A 17,019-nucleotide genomic window follows, 5' to 3' on the forward strand; every position below is an offset into this window, starting at 1 on the left:
CTGGCGGAACGCGTCAAACGCGATGCCGAACGTCTGGCCGCCCGGCAGGCCGCTGCCAACCGTGTGCCGGAGATCGCCTTCCCCGAAGCGCTGCCGGTGTCCGGCCGACGCGAGGAGATCGCGCGCGCTATCGCCGGCCATCAGGTCGTGATCGTGAGCGGTGAGACCGGCTCGGGCAAGACCACACAGCTTCCCAAGATTTGTCTGGCGCTGGGGCGCGGCCTGGGCGCGGGCGGCACCGGCCTCATCGGGCACACGCAACCGCGCCGGATCGCCGCCTCGGCCACGGCACGCCGCATTGCCGACGAACTGAACACGCCGTTGGGCGAAATCGTCGGCTTCAAGGTGCGCTTCAACGACACGCTCTCGAATGGCGCGTCCGTCAAACTGATGACGGACGGGATTCTGCTCGCCGAGACGCAGACCGATCCGCTGTTGCGTGCGTACGACACTATCATCATCGACGAGGCGCACGAGCGCAGTCTGAACATCGACTTCCTGCTCGGCTATCTCAAGCAGTTGCTGCCGCGCCGCCCCGATCTGAAGGTCATCATCACCTCGGCGACCATCGACGCCGACCGCTTCGCCCGCCACTTCGGCACGGGCGAGGGGGAGGCGCTGCGTCCGGCACCGGTCATCGAAGTGAGCGGACGTCTGTATCCGGTCGAGGTGCGCTATCGACCGATTCAGGACGACGTGCGCATCGCGAACGCCGAGGGACGTGAAGGACGTGATGCACGCGAGGGCAGCCGCGCCAGCGCGCGCGACCGCGAACGCGATCTGATGGACGGCATCGTCGACGCCGTCGACGAACTCTGTCGTGAAGGCTCGGGCGACGTGCTCGTCTTCCTGCCCGGCGAGCGCGAAATTCGCGAGGCGGCCGAATCGCTGCGCAAGCACCATCCGCCGCACACCGAGATTCTGCCGCTGTTCGCGCGCCTGTCGGCGACCGATCAGGAGCGGGTGTTCAAGCCGTCCAACGCGCGACGCATCGTGCTCGCCACCAACGTCGCCGAGACGTCGCTGACCGTGCCGGGCATCCGTTATGTCGTCGACGCGGGCACGGCGCGCGTGAAGCGCTACTCGTACCGCAACAAGGTCGAGCAGTTGCAGATCGAGTCGATCTCGCAGGCGGCGGCCAACCAGCGGGCAGGGCGATGCGGCCGTGTGGCCGACGGCGTGTGTATCCGTCTGTACGACGAAGCCGACTTCCAGTCGCGCGCGCGCTTTACCGATCCGGAAATCCTGCGCTCGTCGCTGGCCGCCGTCATCTTGCGGATGCAGTCGCTGCGACTCGCGAAGGTCGAGGAATTCCCGTTCATCGAGCCGCCGCCGGGCCGCGCCATCGCCGACGGCTATCAGTTGCTGAACGAACTGGGCGCCGTCGACGACGCCAATCAGCTCACGCCGCTCGGTCGCGAACTGGCGCGTCTGCCGCTGGACCCGCGCGTGGGGCGCATGATCCTCGCCGCGCGCGACCAGCAGTCGCTGCGCGAAGTGCTGATCATCGCCAGCGGTCTGGCCGTGCAGGACCCGCGCGACCGGCCGATCGAAGCGCAGGACGCCGCCGACAACGCCCATAAGAAGTTCGCCGACGAGCGGTCCGAATTCCTTTCCTGGATCAAGATCTGGAAGTGGTTCGAAGAGGCTATCGCGCACAAGAAGTCGAACCGTCTGCTCGCACAGGCGTGCCGCGAGAACTTCCTGTCGCAACTGCGGCTGCGCGAATGGCGCGACGTGCACAGCCAGTTGCTCACCGTGGTGCGCGAGCAAGGCTGGCGCCTCAACGAGTCCGAGGCGACCTACGAGCAAGTGCATCTGGCCTTGCTCGCGGGGTTGCTCGGCAATATCGGCTGCAAGGCCGACGACGATCCGCACTTCCTAGGCGCACACGGCATCAAGTTCCACATCTGGCCGGGGTCCTCGCTCGTCAAGAAGGCCGGACGCTGGGTGATGGCCGGCGAACTCGTCGAGACGAGCCGCCTCTACGCACGCTGCATCGCGCGCATCGAACCGGAGTGGATCGAGCGCGTGGGCAAGCATCTGGTGAAGACGTCGCTGTCCGACGCGCACTGGGAGAAGAAGGCCGCGCAGGTCGTCGCCTACGAGCGCGGCACGCTCTACGGCCTGACGATCTACGCCCGCCGACGCATGAACTTCGGCCCGCGCGATCCGCGTCGTGCGCGTGAGATTTTCCTGCGCAGCGCCCTCGTCGAAGGCGAATGGGAAACGAAGCTCCCGTTCTACGCGCATAACCGCAAGCTCATCGCGGACATCGAGCAACTCGAACACAAGTCGCGTCGTCAGGACGTGCTGGTCGACGACGAACTGATCTACGCGTACTACGACGCGCACGTGCCCGCCGATCTGTACGACGGCGCGAGCTTCGAGCATTGGTATCGGGAGACGTCGAAGGGCGCGCCGAAACTGCTCTATCTCGTGCGCGACGATCTGATGCGTCACGAGGCAGCGGGCGTGACGACCGACCTCTTCCCGAAGAAGACGGCGATCGCGGGCATCGAAATGGCGCTCACGTACCACTTCGAGCCGGGTACGCCGCGCGACGGTGTCACGCTCGCCGTGCCCCTCTACGCGCTCAATCAGGTCGACGCCCGCCGCTGCGAGTGGCTGGTGCCGGGCATGCTCAAGGAGAAGGCGCACCTGCTGATGAAGTCGTTGCCGCAGAAGCTGCGCCGTCACTTCGTGCCGTTGCCGGAATACGCGGCAGGCTTCGTCGACCGGGCGACGTTCGGGCAGGGGGCGTTGCTCGACGCCCTGATGGCCGACGCGCGCGAGTTGACCGGCGTCATGCTCAAGTCGAGCGACTTCAAGCTGGAAGTGCTCCCGGCGCACCTGTCGATGAACTTCAAGGTGATCGACGAGCACGGGCGTCAGCTCGGGATGGGGCGCAACCTTGCACAACTGCGCGCCGAACTCGGCCAGCAGGCGCAACGTACCTTCCAGCAACTCGCGGCGAAGAGCGGGGCGACGCCGACCGGTGTCGTGTCGGCGGACGCCGGGCCAGCGCAAGGCCAAGGCGGGCGTGATGGCGCGAAGGCCGGTCAGTCGGGCAAGGGGACTGGCAAAGTCGCGGCGCCAACCGCTTCGTCGTCGTCGGCCGTCGAACCCGGTCGTTACGACAACCTCACGACGTGGAGCTTCGGCGAACTGCCGGAAATGCTCGAGATCCGGCGGGGCGGACAGACGCTGTTCGGCTACCCGGCGCTCGTCGACCGGGCAGACCATTGCGATCTGGAAGTGTTCGACGACCCGGACGAGGCGCAGCGCCAGCATCGTGCCGGTCTGCGACGTCTTTTCGCGATCCAGTTGCGCGAGCAGGTGAAGTACCTCGAGAAGAACATCCCCGGTTTGCAGCAGATGGCCATGCAATACATGAGTCTCGGCACGCAGGAGGAACTGCGCGACCAGATTGTCGATCTGGCGCTGGAGCGCGCCTGTTTGCAGTTGCCGTGGCCGAGCGACAATGCGTCGTTCGTGGCGCGCAAGGACGAAGGGCGGGGACGTCTGACGTTGCTCGCGCAGGAGATCGCGCGGCTGGCCGGACAGATTCTGACCGAGTATGCAGCGCTACAGAAGAAGCTGGCGCAGGCCAAGCCGTTCGCGCAGGCGTACGCCGATCTGACGGCGCAGTTGCAGCGGCTGATCGGCAAGCGCTTCCTGATCGACACGCCGTACGCGCAACTGGCGCATTTCCCGCGCTATCTGAAAGCGATGACGGGCCGTATCGACAAGCTCAAGGCCGATCCGACCCGCGACGCACGAGCCATGAGCGAACTGGGGCCATTGCTGCAAAACTGGCAGCGCGCGACATCGCAACGACGCGATCATGGCGACGTGCGGCTCGACGAGTTCCGCTGGCTGCTCGAAGAGTTGCGGGTCTCGCTCTTCGCACAGGAGTTGCGCACGCCGATGCCGGTGTCGGTCAAACGTCTGCACAAGGTCTGGGAGGCGTTGCAGCGCTGACATGGCGTGGCGCTATGGCGTCGGTGTCACGTTGCCGGGGCCATCCGGGCCTGTCGCGATTTGCGCCAGGTCATGAAGTGTCGGAATCGTGTTTCGCCTGATCAAAAAATGTAGGTGGGGCGCGCCTTGGCGGTGCGTTCCCGGCCTACAATAGCGAGACTTTTTCCAGAGACTTCGTGATGCGCAAACTTCTGCTCGCTGCCGCTCTGGCAGCTTCCTTCGGTCTTGCGGCGCTGTCCGCTCCGGCCCGGGCGGCCGCCCCTGCGCCCGACAGCGTCGTGGTCGTGCTGAACTCGGCCGACGCCAGTGTCAGCCTGATCGACAAGGCCACGCAGAAGGTGATTCAGACGTTCCCGGTCGGCAAGGAGCCGCATCACCTGATGGCGACGCCCGACAACCAGTCGCTCATCGTCGCCAATTCGGTCGGCAACAACCTCGTCTTCCTCGATCCGAAGACGGGGCAGATCCAGCGCAAGATCGAGAACATCGAGGATCCGTACCAGATCGGCTTTTCGCCGGACAAGAAGTGGTTCGTGGCCAATGCGCTGCGTCTGGATCGGGTGGACGTGTACCGCTTCGACGGCAAGAACCTGAGCGTCGCCCAGCGGATTCCCATCAAGAAGATGCCGAGCCACCTCGTGTTCACGCAGGACAGCAAGCTCGTGTTCATCTCGTTGCAGGAATCGAACGAGGTCGCCGCCATCGATCTGGCCACCCAGAAGGTGATCTGGAAGATGAAGGTCGGTGACAGCCCGGCGGGCGTGTGGCTCACGCCGAACGACAAGTATCTGCTCGTGGGCATGACCGGTGCGGACTATGCCGCGGTGGTCGACTGGCGTAACCAGAAGGTCGTCAAGACGATTCCGACGGGCAAGGGCGCGCACAACTTCCGCTCGCTCGCCGACGGCAAGCACGTGCTGATCTCGAACCGGGTGTCGAGCACGATCAGCATCATCGATCAGGACTCGCTCACGAACGTGGGCAACATCACCGGGCTGCTGCCGGGGCCGGACGACATGGAACTCACCGCCGACAAGAAGACGCTGTGGGTCACGTTCCGCTGGGCGCGCAAGGTCGGCATCATCGATCTGACGTCGCGCAAGCTGATCAATACGATTCCGGTCGGACGCTCGCCGCACGGGATCTATTTCTACGACCGCGCACCGGTGCTGTAACATCAAGGCCTTACTCCCAAGGCTCTGCCGAACGGGTGTCCTCGCGACGCCCGTTTCGGTTCGTACAGCACCTGAATGAACGATATTCTTCGCGCGCTCGGCCGCGCGCTCGTGAGTCTGCTGCATCCGCGCATGCTGTGGCTCACCGCAATGCCCTTCATCGTCTCCGGTCTTCTCTGGGGCGCCGTGATCTGGTTCGGATGGGAACCGTTCACCGATTTCCTTCGCGTCTGGCTTGAACAGTGGGAATTCACGCAGTGGATTTACCGCTTCTTCGGCTATTTCGGGGTGGACAGCGTGCGCATGGCGCTCGCGCCGTTCATCCTGGTGGCGCTGCTCGTCCCCCTGATCGTCGTGACCGCGCTGCTGCTCATTGCGGGCTGGTCGATGCCGGCGGTGCTGCGGCATCTGTCGCGCCGTCACTTCATTCATCTCGAAGCCCGGCAGGGCGGCTCGTTCTGGGGCAGCCTCGGTCAGTCGCTCGGTGCGACGGTCGTGTTTCTGATCGCCGCGCTCGTCACGCTGCCGCTCTGGCTGGTGCCGCCGTTTTTCGCCATCGTGCCGCCGTTGCTGTGGGGCTGGTTGACCTATCGGGTGATGACTTACGACGCGCTGGCGTTTCACGCGAGTCCAGAGGAGCGGCGCAGGCTGGTGCGCGAGAAGCGGCTGCCGTTGCTCGTGATCGGCGTGGCTACCGGTTTGCTCGGCTCGTTGCCGACGCTGCTGTGGGTCTCATCCGTCATCATGATCGTGTTGTTCCCGGTCATTGCGCTGCTGGCGATCTGGCTGTACGTGGTGATCTTCGTGTTCTCGGCGCTGTGGTTCGCCCACTATTGCCTGCGGGCGTTGTCGCGCATGCGCGCGGAAGAGGCGCACCGCGAGCCGGTGTTTGCCGGAACCGTGCTGCCGGTGGCTGGCATGCCGACGTCCGAGAGCGAAGATCTGCCGCCGGCGCAGGCATTGCCGGAATCCCCGGAGTCGCCCCTTTTGCCGGGGCCACGCTCCCCCAACGGTTCGCCGTGAAAGTGGCACAATCGTCGAATGGCACGCGCCCGAGGCTCGGCGCGACGCAATCCCCCAGGCACTGACGACAAGAGAAAGGAAGCATCATGGCGGTCGGCATCATCATCATCGGCGACGAAATCCTCTCGGGACGCCGTCACGACAAGCATCTGCCCAAGTTCATCGAATTGCTCACCGAGCGCGGCATGCAGCTTGGCTGGGCCGAGTATGTCGGCGACGATCCGGCGCGCATCACGGCCACGCTGCGCCGCACGTTCGCCAGCGACGACATCGTGTTCGTGACCGGGGGTATCGGCGCCACGCCGGACGACCACACTCGCCAGTGCGCGGCGGCGGCGCTCAACGTGCCGCTGGCGCTCACGCCGGAAGCCGAAGCGCTCATCATGGAACGTATTGCCGACACGAGCCCCGATGGCGTTGCGGACATGTCGCTGCCCGATAACCGCCATCGTCTGAAGATGGGCGAGTTCCCGGTCGGCGCACGTGTGCTGCCGAATCCGTATAACAAGATTCCGGGGTTCTCCGTCGAGCAGCATCACTTCATGCCGGGCTTTCCGGTCATGGCGTGGCCGATGATGGCCTGGGCGCTCGATACCTACTACGCCGACCTGCATCACCTGACGAAGCACGCCGAGCGTTCGGTGCTCGTGTTCGGACTGGCCGAATCGACGCTCACGCCGCTCATGGAAGCCATCGAAGCGGAGTACGACGGCATCAAGGTGTTCAGTCTGCCGAGCGTGGGCGACGCCGAACGTGGCGCGATTTACGCACGTCGTCACATCGATCTCGGCGTGAAGGGCGATCCCACGCTGGTCGGTGCGGCGTTCGAGCGTCTGATGGCGGGCGTGAATGCGCTGGGCGGCGAGATCGTGCATCCGGCCGAGGCGGTCGCGTTGCCGGAGGGGACGGTACCGTCGGCCAAATGACGATGGGATCGTGAGTCCGTCGCGGGACGCCTGATGCGTTCGGCGGCGGTCTGAGCGGATTTGAACAGCGAAACGGCGCTTGCCTCGATGGGGCAAGCGCCGTTTTGTTTCTGCGGGGAATGCATGCTGGCGCACGCGCGTCACCAATCGTCGCGCCGCCGTGATTGGCAAGCGGCTAGCCGCTTGCCGGTGCGTGTGCTGCCGTGGCGGCGTGACTTATAACCCGGTCGGAACCCGGTCAGAACCCGGCGAGCACGAGCTTGCCGATGGTGCGGCCGCCTTCGAGTTGCGCGTGGGCGCGTCGCAGGTTGGTGGCGTTGATCGGGCCCAGCACCTCGCCGACCGTGGTGCGCAGCGTGCCGGCGTCGACCAGTCGCGCGACTTCGGTCAGGAGCTTGTGCTGCGCGATCATGTCCGGCGTCTCGTACATGGCGCGCGTGAACATGAACTCCCAGACGAATGTGGCGCTCTTGCTCTTGAGCAAACCGATTTCGAGCGGCCCGGCGTTCTCCACGATCGAGCAGATCTTGCCTTGCGGGGCGACGGCCTCGGCCATTGCGGGGAAGTGTGTGTCCGTATCGTTCAGGCACAGCACGAAATCCACCTGCGGCAGACCGATGGCCTTCAACTGCGTGGGCATGTCTTGATAGTGATCGATGACGTGCTGCGCGCCGAGTTGACGGCACCAGTCGCCCGACTCCGGCCGCGAGGCGGTCGCCACGATCGTCAGCTTCGCCAGTCGGCGGGCCAGCTGAATGGCGATGGACCCCACACCGCCTGCGCCGCCCACGATCAGGATCGACTTGCCTTCGTCGCTGCCGTCCGGTGCGATGCCCAGACGATCGAACAGGGCTTCCCACGCGGTGATCGTCGTGAGCGGCAGTGCGGCCGCGTTCGCGAAGTCGAGCGACGTCGGCATGTGGCCCACGATCCGTTCGTCCACCAGATGGAATTCGCTGTTCGCGCCGGGGCGCGTGATGCTGCCGGCGTAGTAGACCGGGTCGCCGACCTTGAAGAGGGTCACTTCCGGCCCGATGGCGGCAACGGTTCCGGCGGCGTCCCAACCCAGCACGCGCGGCGTGGCTTCGGTCTTGTCCTTCGGGGCGCGCACCTTGGTGTCGACCGGATTGACGGAAATGGCTTCGACCTTGACCAGCACGTCGCGACCGGCGGGCGTCGGGGTGGGGAGTTCGATGTCTTCGAGCGACTTCGGGTCGTCGATCGGCAGGTAACGGGTCAATCCAATGGCTTTCATGTGCTTTCTCCTGAAGTGGCGGCCCGTCGCCCGCCTTGTGGCGATCTGGCGACGCGCCGAATCCGATAACGAGAGATTACGGCTAGTCGATTGCTTTGATAATTCGGATAATGCGGAAAAGATTTTTTGGAAATTCCGATAAATGTCCTTGGACCTCGATACCGTAGCGTTGTTCGTTCGGGTGGCCGCGCTGGGAAACGTGTCGGCGGCGGGGCGCGAGCGGGGCTTGTCCCCGGCGGCGGCCAGCACGCGTCTGGTGCAACTGGAGACCGCGCTGGGCGCCCGCTTGCTGCACCGGACGACACGGCGCGTCGCGCTCACGCAGGAGGGCGAGGTGTTTCTGCTGCAGGCGCAGGCGTTGCTCGTGGCCGAAGCGCAGGCGCTGGCGAGCGTCGGGCAAGGGCTGGCTGCGCCACAAGGGCGTTTGCGGGTGTCGTGCTCATCGTCGTTCGGGCGGCAGCACGTCTCCCCGGCACTGCCGGCGTTTCTCGAGCGCTATCCCGGGATTTCGCTGGATTTCCGGCTCACGGATCGTGTCGTCGATCTGCTGGAGGAAGGGGTGGATCTCGCCATTCGTGTCGGTGCCCTGCGGGATTCGACGCTGGTCGCCCGAAAGCTCGCGTCGAATACGCGCACACTGTGTGCGTCTCCCGCCTATCTGGCGGCGCACGGCACGCCCCGGCATCCGGGGGATCTCGCCGCTCACGACTGTCTGATTCTCGGGGATCAGCGCGACTGGCGCTTCGTGACGCCGGGCGGCACGTTGAATGTGCGCGTGAGCGGGCGTCTGGCTTCCGATAACGGCGAGGTGTTGCGCGACGCGGTACTCGCCGGCATTGGCATTGCGCTCAAGTCGACGTGGGATATCGGGGCGCATCTGAAGCACGGCGAACTCGTGCCGGTGCTGCCCGCGTACCCGCTGGCGGAGGAGGTCGCTATCTGGGCGGTCTATCCGAGCCGGGCCTTCGTGCCGCCGAAAACCCATGCGCTCATCGAATTTCTGCAGGAACGTTTCGGTCCCGTGCCGTATTGGGATGTGGACGCCGGCGTGGACAACGGAACCGCGCTGAGACGGTGACGTGGCGACGTGGCGGGGTACGCCTCAATGCAGGCGATGCGTGCGAGGCAATTGCGTGCCCGTATCCTCGTGGCCGATGGCGGGGCTGGCGTGGTGCAACACGAGCCGCCAGCCGTCTGCCTCCTTCAGGTAGACGTTGGTCGCCAGCACGAACGCGTAACGCGCTTCCGGACGGGTTTCGACCTGTATCTGCTCAAGCACGTTGTGGACGGCGCACAGCGGGTTGTGCGCGACTTGAAGGTGACTGACCGTTACCTGAAGGCCGCCTTTGGTGAGAATTTGCCGCCAACTCGCGCGTACGGCCGCGGGGCCGACCTGGCGGGGGCCCGAGGGATGGATGCAGACGACTTCCTCGTCTTCCGACCAGACGTCCATCAGCGTATCGGTGTCGCCGGCGCGCAACGCTTCGTAGAACGCGTGCTCGGCGTCTTCCGGGCTAAGAAATATGGTTGCGGGCATAACGACGGCCTCCGTCGGGGTCCAACGCTCGAAACACCGCCCGGCGGATGTGCCGCGTGGTGAACGCGCCGATTATGGAGGGTTTGCCCGGGCTTGTCGAACGCGCGACGGATTGGTGTTGCCGCGGGTCGTCGTGGCGGGCAGCAGGGGCCTGATTTGCCCGGCGGTGCCTGCGGGTGCCGGATTGGCTGATGTGCCGAAAGCCCGCGGCTGGCAGATGGGCGCGCGGTGAGCGACGTTTGATCTGGCGCAAGGCATCCACCGGGCTGGGCCGGTAGCTTATGGGTAACGCAGAAGTGCCGTCCGAGCGATGGGACGGTAACGAAGCGAGCGAAACGAGTGAATCGTGCGGGGAAGTTAGGGGAAGTGCGAGCCGGTGAGGGGGCGCGGGAGCGGGGGCGCTCGTGCGCCCCCGGACGCCGGATCAGCAGTGATGCACGCCGGCGAGCTCGCGCAGGGCGACACCGTCGATGATCTTGACGTGACGCTGGCGGATTTCGATCATGCCGTTCTGCGCGAAGCGCGAGAACAGGCGGCTGACCGTCTCCAGCTTGAGGCCGAGGAAGCTTCCGATTTCTTCGCGGCTCATGCGCAGCACGAACTCGTTCGCCGCGTAACCGCGCGCCGACAGCCGCTCCGACAGATTCAGGAGGAAAACGGCCAGACGTTCCTCGGCGCGCATCGTCCCGAGCGCAAGCAGTTGCTGGTGCTCGTTACGGATTTCCTGACTCATCAGGCGATGCAACTGGCGCTGTAGCGACGGCACCTGACGCGACAGCGTCTCCAACTCGTTGAAGCGGGCGATGCAAAGTTCGCTGTCTTCCAGCGCGACGGCGGTCGTCGGATGATGGTTGTCGGCGACGGCATCCAGACCGATCAACTCGCCCTGGAGGTGAAAGCCGACGACCTGCTCGCGGCCATCGGGGGCCGTGACGCAGCTCTTGAGCGACCCGAAGCGAATGCCGTAGACGGCGTTCAGATCATCGTTGGCGTGATAAAGCACTTCGCCTTTCTTGAGGCGGCGGCGCTCGCTGACGAGTGCGTCAAGTCGTTCCAGCTCCGGCTCAGGGATGCCGACGGGCAGGCAGAACTGCCCCAGTGAGCAGGTGGAACAACGAGGCTGGGCAACCGGAATGGGGTTGCCGGGAATGCGACCGATCTCGGTGGTCATGGTGGCCCCTGAAGTTATTTTGAGAGTTTACCATGAGGCGTCGACTCGCTATTTCGGCTGGCGGGACGCCGAGGTTTCGACGATGCTTTACGGGCGTCAGTGTTTCAGTAATAATTGCGCACATACCGGACGTCCGTCTCGCCGCACTATCGGCCTGGGCGTTTTCCCGGCAGGTCGTTTCGAAGCATTCTGGTCGCGCCGCCGTCACTACGACCGAACACAAAAGGGCGCGCGCTTATGCGAAGCGGTTGTTTTTTCGATCGACGACCGTTTCTCGTGTTCCAAGCATCCATTTATTCCTGATACCGGGTTGCCAAGCCCCCGGTCTGCTTAGTCGCACATGAATACCCAAGAGGCGAAACTCGTCCTCGAGACCGCGTTGATTTGCGCGCAGGAGCCGCTCAAGGTCGGCGATCTGCGTAAGCTTTTCAATGACGCCGTGTCCGGTGACACGGTGCGCGCGCTGCTCGAGGAAATCCGCGTGCAATGGGATGGCCGAGGTGTGGAATTGGTGGCACTGGCCACCGGCTGGCGTTTCCAGAGCCGTCCGCGCATGCGTGAATACCTTGACCGCCTCAATCCGGAGAAGCCGCCGAAGTACTCGCGCGCCGTGATGGAGACGCTAGCGATCATTGCGTATCGCCAGCCGGTCACGCGCGGCGATATCGAAGAGATTCGCGGCGTAACGGTCAATACGCAGATCATCAAGCAGCTCGAGGATCGTGGCTGGATCGAGGTGATTGGTCACCGCGACGTGCCGGGACGCCCCGGCCTGTACGCCACGACCAAGGACTTCCTCGACGATCTGGGCTTGCGCGCGCTCGATGCGCTGCCGCCGCTGGAAGATCCGGCGGCGCAGGCGCAGATCGATTTGCTCGCGCAGCAGAACATCGAATTCGGCGAGCGTGCCGAGGGGGATGACGGTGACGAGGCGGTGTCTGATGATGCGCCGGTCGCCGACGCCGAAGCACTTGCGCTGCTGGCGCAGACACGCGCCGACGATCTGCCGCTCGCACAAGGATTGCCGGAGGATCAGCGTCCGCTTCCGCCTGGCGGCGACGCTGGCGAGGCGGTGACGGAAGATGCCTTGCTGGACGCCGTGTTGGCCGAAGCCGAGGCGGAATCGTCGACGGATGCCGGGCAGCCGGTCGCGACGGACGTTGTCGTCGATACGTCGGACGATGCCGAGATTGGCCCGTCTGCCGAAATTTCCCCGGATACCGAGGAACTCGACGAACCGGCGCACGTCAGTGAGCAGGACAGCATGCCGCAAGGCGATGTGTCCGGCGTGGCCGATGTGAGCGATGACGATTGGCGCGACGATGCATCGGCCGGGCTCGATGGCGAGCGGTCGGATGACGACGTCGCGCAATACAAGGAATTTTCCGAAGTATCGGAGGCTGTCGTTCCTGTCGGCGAGGATTCGCCGCAAGATATGCAGGACGCCGGTACGGAAGAAGGCACGACGCATGCGGCAGATCCCGCAGCGTCGTTGGCGCAAGAGGTTTCCCCGCACGCTGTCGACTCGGCAGCGAACGAAGCCGCTGCCGGGCAGCCCACGCCCGGTGCGCTGGATGACGACGAGAACGACGGGGACGACAAGAATCTCGTCACCGGTACCTGAGGCGGCGGCGCCTGGCGCCGTACTCACCCGAAGGGCCGTTTGCGATAAGAACGAAGCCGCGGCACGCATTTGCCGCGCATTCATGGTGCGAACACGGATCAGGGCAGCGATTTACGCCTGCCCGCAACGATCCCGTTTTCCAATGAGGTTGTGTTGAAACAAAACGAAGAATCCCAGGACCTGCACGCACGCGATGCCGGTGCCGATGCACGTTCGCCGGAAGGCGAGGGCGGCGATGAAAAGGCGTCGCGCCGCGGTTTGCGCCGTGGTCCGCGCAGTCTGATCGCCCGCCGTCGTGCGGCCCAGCAGGCCAAGCGCGAAGGCGACGATAACGGTGAAGTCGCCGGTTCGGACGCAGCGCAAGGTGCGTTGTCCTCGTCGTCCCTAGATGCGCCGCAGGCGTCGGATGCCGATGGTGCGCCTTCGGCGGCGCAAGGGCGTGCCCGCACGAACTCGCGCAAGCCGCGTGGTGCCAAGCGCGACGATGCGCAACAGCCGCAGCCCTCTGGTGGCGCCAATGGCGCTGCACCGGGCGGCCGTGCGAAGCGAGGTGCGCAAGGCGGACAGGGCGGACCGAGCGGACAAGGCGCGCAGGGCGGCCAAGGTGGTCAGAGCCCGTCCGGCAAGCCGCAAGGCCGTGGTCGCAAGGGACCGGCTGGCGGTGCGCGGGGTAAGGGCGGTGCCGGCAATGCTGGCAATGCAGGCAATTCGGGTGATGGCGATCTGTTCGCGTTCGTCACGTCGGGTGGATTCGATGCGGAAGACGGCGAAGGCGATAACGCGGCTTCGGCACGCGCTCAGCGCGGCCGCCGCCCGGCAGACCGTCGCGTGCTGTCTCCGGACGACGAAGCGCCGAAGCTGCATAAGGTGTTGGCCGAAGCCGGCATGGGTTCGCGTCGCGAGATGGAGGAGCTGATCCTCGCCGGTCGCGTCTCCGTGAACTCGGAACCGGCGCACATCGGCCAGCGCATTCTGCCGACCGATCAGGTTCGTATCAACGGCAAGCTCGTCAAGCGCCGTATCACCAGCAAGCCGCCGCGCGTGCTGCTGTATCACAAACCGGCAGGCGAAATCGTCAGTCATTCCGATCCGGAAGGCCGCACGTCGGTGTTCGATCGTCTGCCGCCGATGAAGACGGCCAAATGGCTCGCAGTCGGGCGTCTCGATTTCAACACCGAAGGTCTGCTGATCCTGACGACGTCGGGCGATCTGGCGAACCGCTTCATGCACCCGCGCTATGAGATCGAGCGCGAGTACGCGGTGCGCACCGTCGGTCAGTTGAGCGAAGCGTCGCGTCAGCAACTGCTGCACGGCATCAAGCTGGACGATGGCGAGGCCAACTTCCTGCGCTTGAAGGACGGCGGTGGCGAGGGCTCGAACCACTGGTATCACGTGGCGCTGGCCGAAGGTCGTAACCGCGAAGTGCGTCGTATGTTCGACGCCGCAGGGTTGATGGTGAGTCGTCTGATCCGTACGCGTTACGGTCCGCTGACGCTGCCGCGTGGCCTCAAGCGAGGCCGTTACGAAGAGATGGACGAAGCGCAGGTGCGCTCGCTGTTCGCTGCGGTCGGCATGAAGGTGCCGGGGGCGGCGTCGGACGAGAAGGGCGCACGTAACGGCGGTAACGGCGGTCGCGGCGGCAAGGCCGGCGCACCGAAGGAGCCGCGTCGTCAGCCGGATCCGATGCAGACGGCCCTTGGCGTGTTCGCTCGCGAACCGGGTCAGTCGCGTCGCCCACGTGCCAATCCGCTGACGGCGTTCGTCGGTCCGAGCGGCGGCTATCCGGGGCAGACGCCTTCGCCGCGCGGCGAGGGACGCCGCTTCGGTGGCGGTAACGCGGGGGGCGGTGGTTACGGCGGCCAGTCGCGTGGTGGCAATGGTGGCGGTGGTGGTAACGGCGGTTACGGTGGTAACGGCGGCAATGGAAACGGCAATCGCAGTCGCGGCGGAAATCGCGCGAGTGGCGGCGGCGGTAACCAGGGCAACCGTGGTAACCGCGGCGGCAATCGATCCCGCTGAGTGGGTGCTCCGATTTTGCAGCGCAGCAAGGTAGCAACGGCGCTCGGTCAGGACGCTTTTCCGCCGCCAAGCGTTGCAAATCGGGCCAAAACCATATAAAATCAATGAATAAGCTGGTTTGCGTGTCGGGCGTTCTGCTGCGACGCGCACCTCATGCGCAATGAGGCTGTAAGAAATGGGCGTTTCGCCCATTTTTTTTTGCCGCGAGCGTTTTGCGCGGCCGATGCCGCCGTGTCGGGGAGTGGGTGTGCCGACTCAGGTACACCGGCCCGGACGGTCTAGGCGGGCATCGTGCGACGTCCCATGCGGGGCGCGCAGACATGTCGGGCGCTGCTGATGCGCGCGAGTTTTTCTAGGGTGAGCAAAGTTGCAATTGCCAGAACTGATCGAGACCACGGTCGAAGGCCTGGGTTACGAGCTGGTCGATCTTGAGCGCGCCGGCGGCGGACTGCTGCGCGTCTACATCGACAAGCCGGAGGGCATCACGATCGATGACTGCGAGACGGTAAGCCGTCAGCTCTCGCACGTCCTGATGGTCGAGAACGTCAATTACGACCGACTTGAAGTGTCGTCGCCGGGGCTTGACCGTCCGCTGCGCAAGCTGCGTGACTTCGAGCGTTTTGCCGGCGTCGAAGTGAGTCTCACGTTGCGTGTGCCGCTTGAAGGCCGCAAGCAGTTCCGCGGCATTTTGCAGGCGCCGCAAGGCGAAAACTTGAGCCTTGAATTCGAAGGCAAGGGCGGCCCGGCGCTGCTCGAATTCACCCTCGCGGATATTGACCGTGCGCGCCTTGTGCCGCAGATTGATTTTAGGAGTCGCAAACGATGAGTCGCGAAGTATTGCTGTTGGTCGATGCGCTCGCGCGCGAAAAGAACGTCGACAAGGATGTCGTGTTCGGCGCGCTTGAAGCAGCATTGGCTTCGGCCACCAAGAAGCGCTACACCGAAGACGTCGACATTCGCGTGCACATCGACCGTGAGTCGGGCGAGCACGAGAGCTTTCGTCGCTGGCTGGTAGTGCCGGACGAAGCGGGTTTGCAGGAGCCGGACAAGCAGATCCTGTCGTTCGAAGCCAAGGAAGAAAATCCCTCGATCGAAATCGGCGAGTTCATCGAAGAGCCGGTGGAATCGGTCGAGTTCGGCCGTATTGGTGCGCAAGCTGCGAAGCAAGTCATTTTGCAACGCATTCGCGATGCCGAGCGTGAGCAGATCCTGTCGGACTTCCTCGAGCGCGGCGAAAAGATTATGACCGGTACGGTCAAGCGTCTCGACAAGGGCAACCTGATTGTCGAGTCGGGCCGTGTCGAAGCGCTGCTGCGTCGCGATCAGCTCATCACGAAGGAAAACCTGCGTATCGGCGACCGCGTTCGCGCGTTCATCGTGAAGGTCGACCGTACGGCTCGCGGCCCGCAAATCGAACTCTCGCGTACCGCTCCCGAATTCCTGATCGAACTGTTCGGCATGGAAGTGCCGGAAATCGAACAGGGTCTGCTGGAAATCAAGTCGGCCGCTCGTGATCCGGGCGTGCGCGCCAAGATCGCCGTCGTGGCGTACGACAAGCGTATCGATCCGATCGGGACTTGCGTGGGCATTCGCGGCACGCGTGTGCAGGCGGTGCGTAACGAGCTTGGCGGCGAGAACGTCGATATCGTGCTGTGGTCGGAAGACCCCGCGCAATTCGTGATCGGCGCGCTGGCGCCGGCGGCGGTGCAGTCGATCGTCGTGGACGAAGAGAAGCACAGCATGGACGTCGTCGTCGACGAGAACGAACTGGCAGTGGCGATCGGTCGCAGCGGTCAGAACGTGCGTCTCGCGTCGGAACTGACGGGCTGGCAGATCAACATCATGACGCCGGACGAATCGGCCGAGAAGCAGAACGAGGAGCGCGGCACGCTGCGCACGTTGTTCATGCAGCGTCTCGATGTGGATGAGGAAGTGGCGGACATCCTGATCGAGGAAGGTTTCTCGAGCCTGGAAGAAATCGCCTACGTGCCCCTGAACGAAATGCTCGAAATCGAAGCATTCGACGAGGACACGGTGCACGAGCTGCGCAATCGTGCGCGCGACGCACTGCTCACGCAGGCGATTGCCACCGAGGAGAAGGTCGAAGGTGTCGCTCTCGATCTCAAGAGCCTCGACGGCATGACGCCGGAGTTGCTGGCCAAACTGGCCGAGCATGAAATTCAGACGCGCGATGATCTGGCCGAACTGGCTGTCGACGAACTGACCGAAATGACGGGCGTCGACGAAGAAGCCGCCAAGGCCCTGATCATGAAAGCGCGAGAGCACTGGTTCCAATGATGACCTG

Annotated in this window: 12 protein-coding genes; 9 read left to right on the forward strand and 3 right to left on the reverse strand. The window is 64.6% G+C overall.

Annotated features, from left to right (window positions below):
- The 4 genes from hrpA (at window position 1) to A9762_RS26100 (ending at window position 7,108) form a co-directional block, all read left to right on the forward strand.
- Window positions 1–3,984 carry an ATP-dependent RNA helicase HrpA gene (gene hrpA / locus A9762_RS26085; RefSeq protein WP_083254313.1) on the forward strand — a complete coding sequence of 1,328 codons (3,984 nt, stop codon included), beginning with the start codon at window positions 1–3 and terminating at the stop codon, window positions 3,982–3,984.
- Window positions 3,985–4,163: 179 nt separating this feature from the next.
- Window positions 4,164–5,159, forward strand: a complete 996-nt coding sequence (locus A9762_RS26090) for a beta-propeller fold lactonase family protein (RefSeq protein WP_069344881.1) — start codon at window positions 4,164–4,166, stop codon at window positions 5,157–5,159.
- A gap of 75 nt (window positions 5,160–5,234) precedes the next feature.
- Window positions 5,235–6,182 carry an EI24 domain-containing protein gene (locus tag A9762_RS26095; protein ID WP_240493721.1) on the forward strand — a complete coding sequence of 316 codons (948 nt, stop codon included), beginning with the start codon at window positions 5,235–5,237 and terminating at the stop codon, window positions 6,180–6,182.
- 86 nt (window positions 6,183–6,268) lie between these two features.
- Entirely contained in the window at window positions 6,269–7,108 is an 840-nt protein-coding gene (locus tag A9762_RS26100; RefSeq protein WP_069344882.1) for a molybdopterin-binding protein, read from the forward strand.
- Between the two features lie 238 nt (window positions 7,109–7,346).
- Here A9762_RS26100 and A9762_RS26105 read toward each other — a convergent pair whose 3' ends face one another.
- Window positions 7,347–8,363 (reverse strand): zinc-binding alcohol dehydrogenase family protein, encoded by a 1,017-nt coding sequence (locus tag A9762_RS26105; RefSeq protein ID WP_069344883.1) that lies wholly within the window; start codon window positions 8,361–8,363, stop codon window positions 7,347–7,349.
- Between the two features lie 142 nt (window positions 8,364–8,505).
- Between A9762_RS26105 and A9762_RS26110 the strand changes: the two genes are divergently transcribed.
- Window positions 8,506–9,441: a LysR family transcriptional regulator gene (locus A9762_RS26110; RefSeq protein WP_069344884.1), complete on the forward strand. Its 936-nt coding sequence runs from the start codon at window positions 8,506–8,508 to the stop codon at window positions 9,439–9,441.
- Between the two features lie 24 nt (window positions 9,442–9,465).
- On the opposite strand, the gene A9762_RS26115 is transcribed toward A9762_RS26110, so the two are convergent.
- Window positions 9,466–9,888: a nuclear transport factor 2 family protein gene (locus tag A9762_RS26115; protein WP_170836341.1), complete on the reverse strand. Its 423-nt coding sequence runs from the start codon at window positions 9,886–9,888 to the stop codon at window positions 9,466–9,468.
- A gap of 436 nt (window positions 9,889–10,324) precedes the next feature.
- Window positions 10,325–11,071, reverse strand: a complete 747-nt coding sequence (fnr, locus tag A9762_RS26120) for a fumarate/nitrate reduction transcriptional regulator Fnr (RefSeq protein ID WP_069344886.1) — start codon at window positions 11,069–11,071, stop codon at window positions 10,325–10,327.
- Window positions 11,072–11,411: 340 nt separating this feature from the next.
- On the opposite strand from fnr, the gene scpB reads away from it, so the two are divergent.
- From scpB to nusA, 4 genes are all read left to right on the forward strand, one after another.
- Window positions 11,412–12,695 carry an SMC-Scp complex subunit ScpB gene (gene scpB / locus A9762_RS26125; protein ID WP_069344887.1) on the forward strand — a complete coding sequence of 428 codons (1,284 nt, stop codon included), beginning with the start codon at window positions 11,412–11,414 and terminating at the stop codon, window positions 12,693–12,695.
- A gap of 180 nt (window positions 12,696–12,875) precedes the next feature.
- Complete coding sequence (locus tag A9762_RS26130; RefSeq protein ID WP_069345020.1) at window positions 12,876–14,714, forward strand: pseudouridine synthase; 1,839 nt, start codon at window positions 12,876–12,878, stop codon at window positions 14,712–14,714.
- Window positions 14,715–15,081: 367 nt separating this feature from the next.
- A complete protein-coding gene (gene rimP / locus A9762_RS26135) occupies window positions 15,082–15,540 on the forward strand; it encodes a ribosome maturation factor RimP (protein ID WP_044455501.1) in 459 nt (152 codons plus the stop codon).
- A complete protein-coding gene (gene nusA, locus A9762_RS26140) occupies window positions 15,537–17,012 on the forward strand; it encodes a transcription termination factor NusA (protein WP_069344888.1) in 1,476 nt (491 codons plus the stop codon). Before rimP ends, nusA begins: the two co-directional genes overlap by 4 nt.
- Window positions 17,013–17,019 lie beyond the last annotated feature (7 nt).

It is taken from the genome of Pandoraea sp. ISTKB, from assembly GCF_001721285.1.
Classification (GTDB): Bacteria; Pseudomonadota; Gammaproteobacteria; order Burkholderiales; family Burkholderiaceae; genus Pandoraea; species Pandoraea capi.

Bases quoted from the DNA above. Each gene is read 5' to 3' on its own strand.
- A9762_RS26090 (WP_069344881.1), top strand. From the start codon at position 4,164: ATGCGCAAACTTCTGCTCGCTGCCGCTCTGGCAGCTTCCTTCGGTCTT.
- A9762_RS26095 (WP_240493721.1), top strand. From the start codon at position 5,235: ATGAACGATATTCTTCGCGCGCTCGGCCGCGCGCTCGTGAGTCTGCTG.
- A9762_RS26100 (WP_069344882.1), top strand. From the start codon at position 6,269: ATGGCGGTCGGCATCATCATCATCGGCGACGAAATCCTCTCGGGACGC.
- A9762_RS26105 (WP_069344883.1), bottom strand. From the start codon at position 8,363: ATGAAAGCCATTGGATTGACCCGTTACCTGCCGATCGACGACCCGAAG.
- A9762_RS26110 (WP_069344884.1), top strand. From the start codon at position 8,506: ATGTCCTTGGACCTCGATACCGTAGCGTTGTTCGTTCGGGTGGCCGCG.
- fnr (WP_069344886.1), bottom strand. From the start codon at position 11,071: ATGACCACCGAGATCGGTCGCATTCCCGGCAACCCCATTCCGGTTGCC.
- scpB (WP_069344887.1), top strand. From the start codon at position 11,412: ATGAATACCCAAGAGGCGAAACTCGTCCTCGAGACCGCGTTGATTTGC.
- nusA (WP_069344888.1), top strand. From the start codon at position 15,537: ATGAGTCGCGAAGTATTGCTGTTGGTCGATGCGCTCGCGCGCGAAAAG.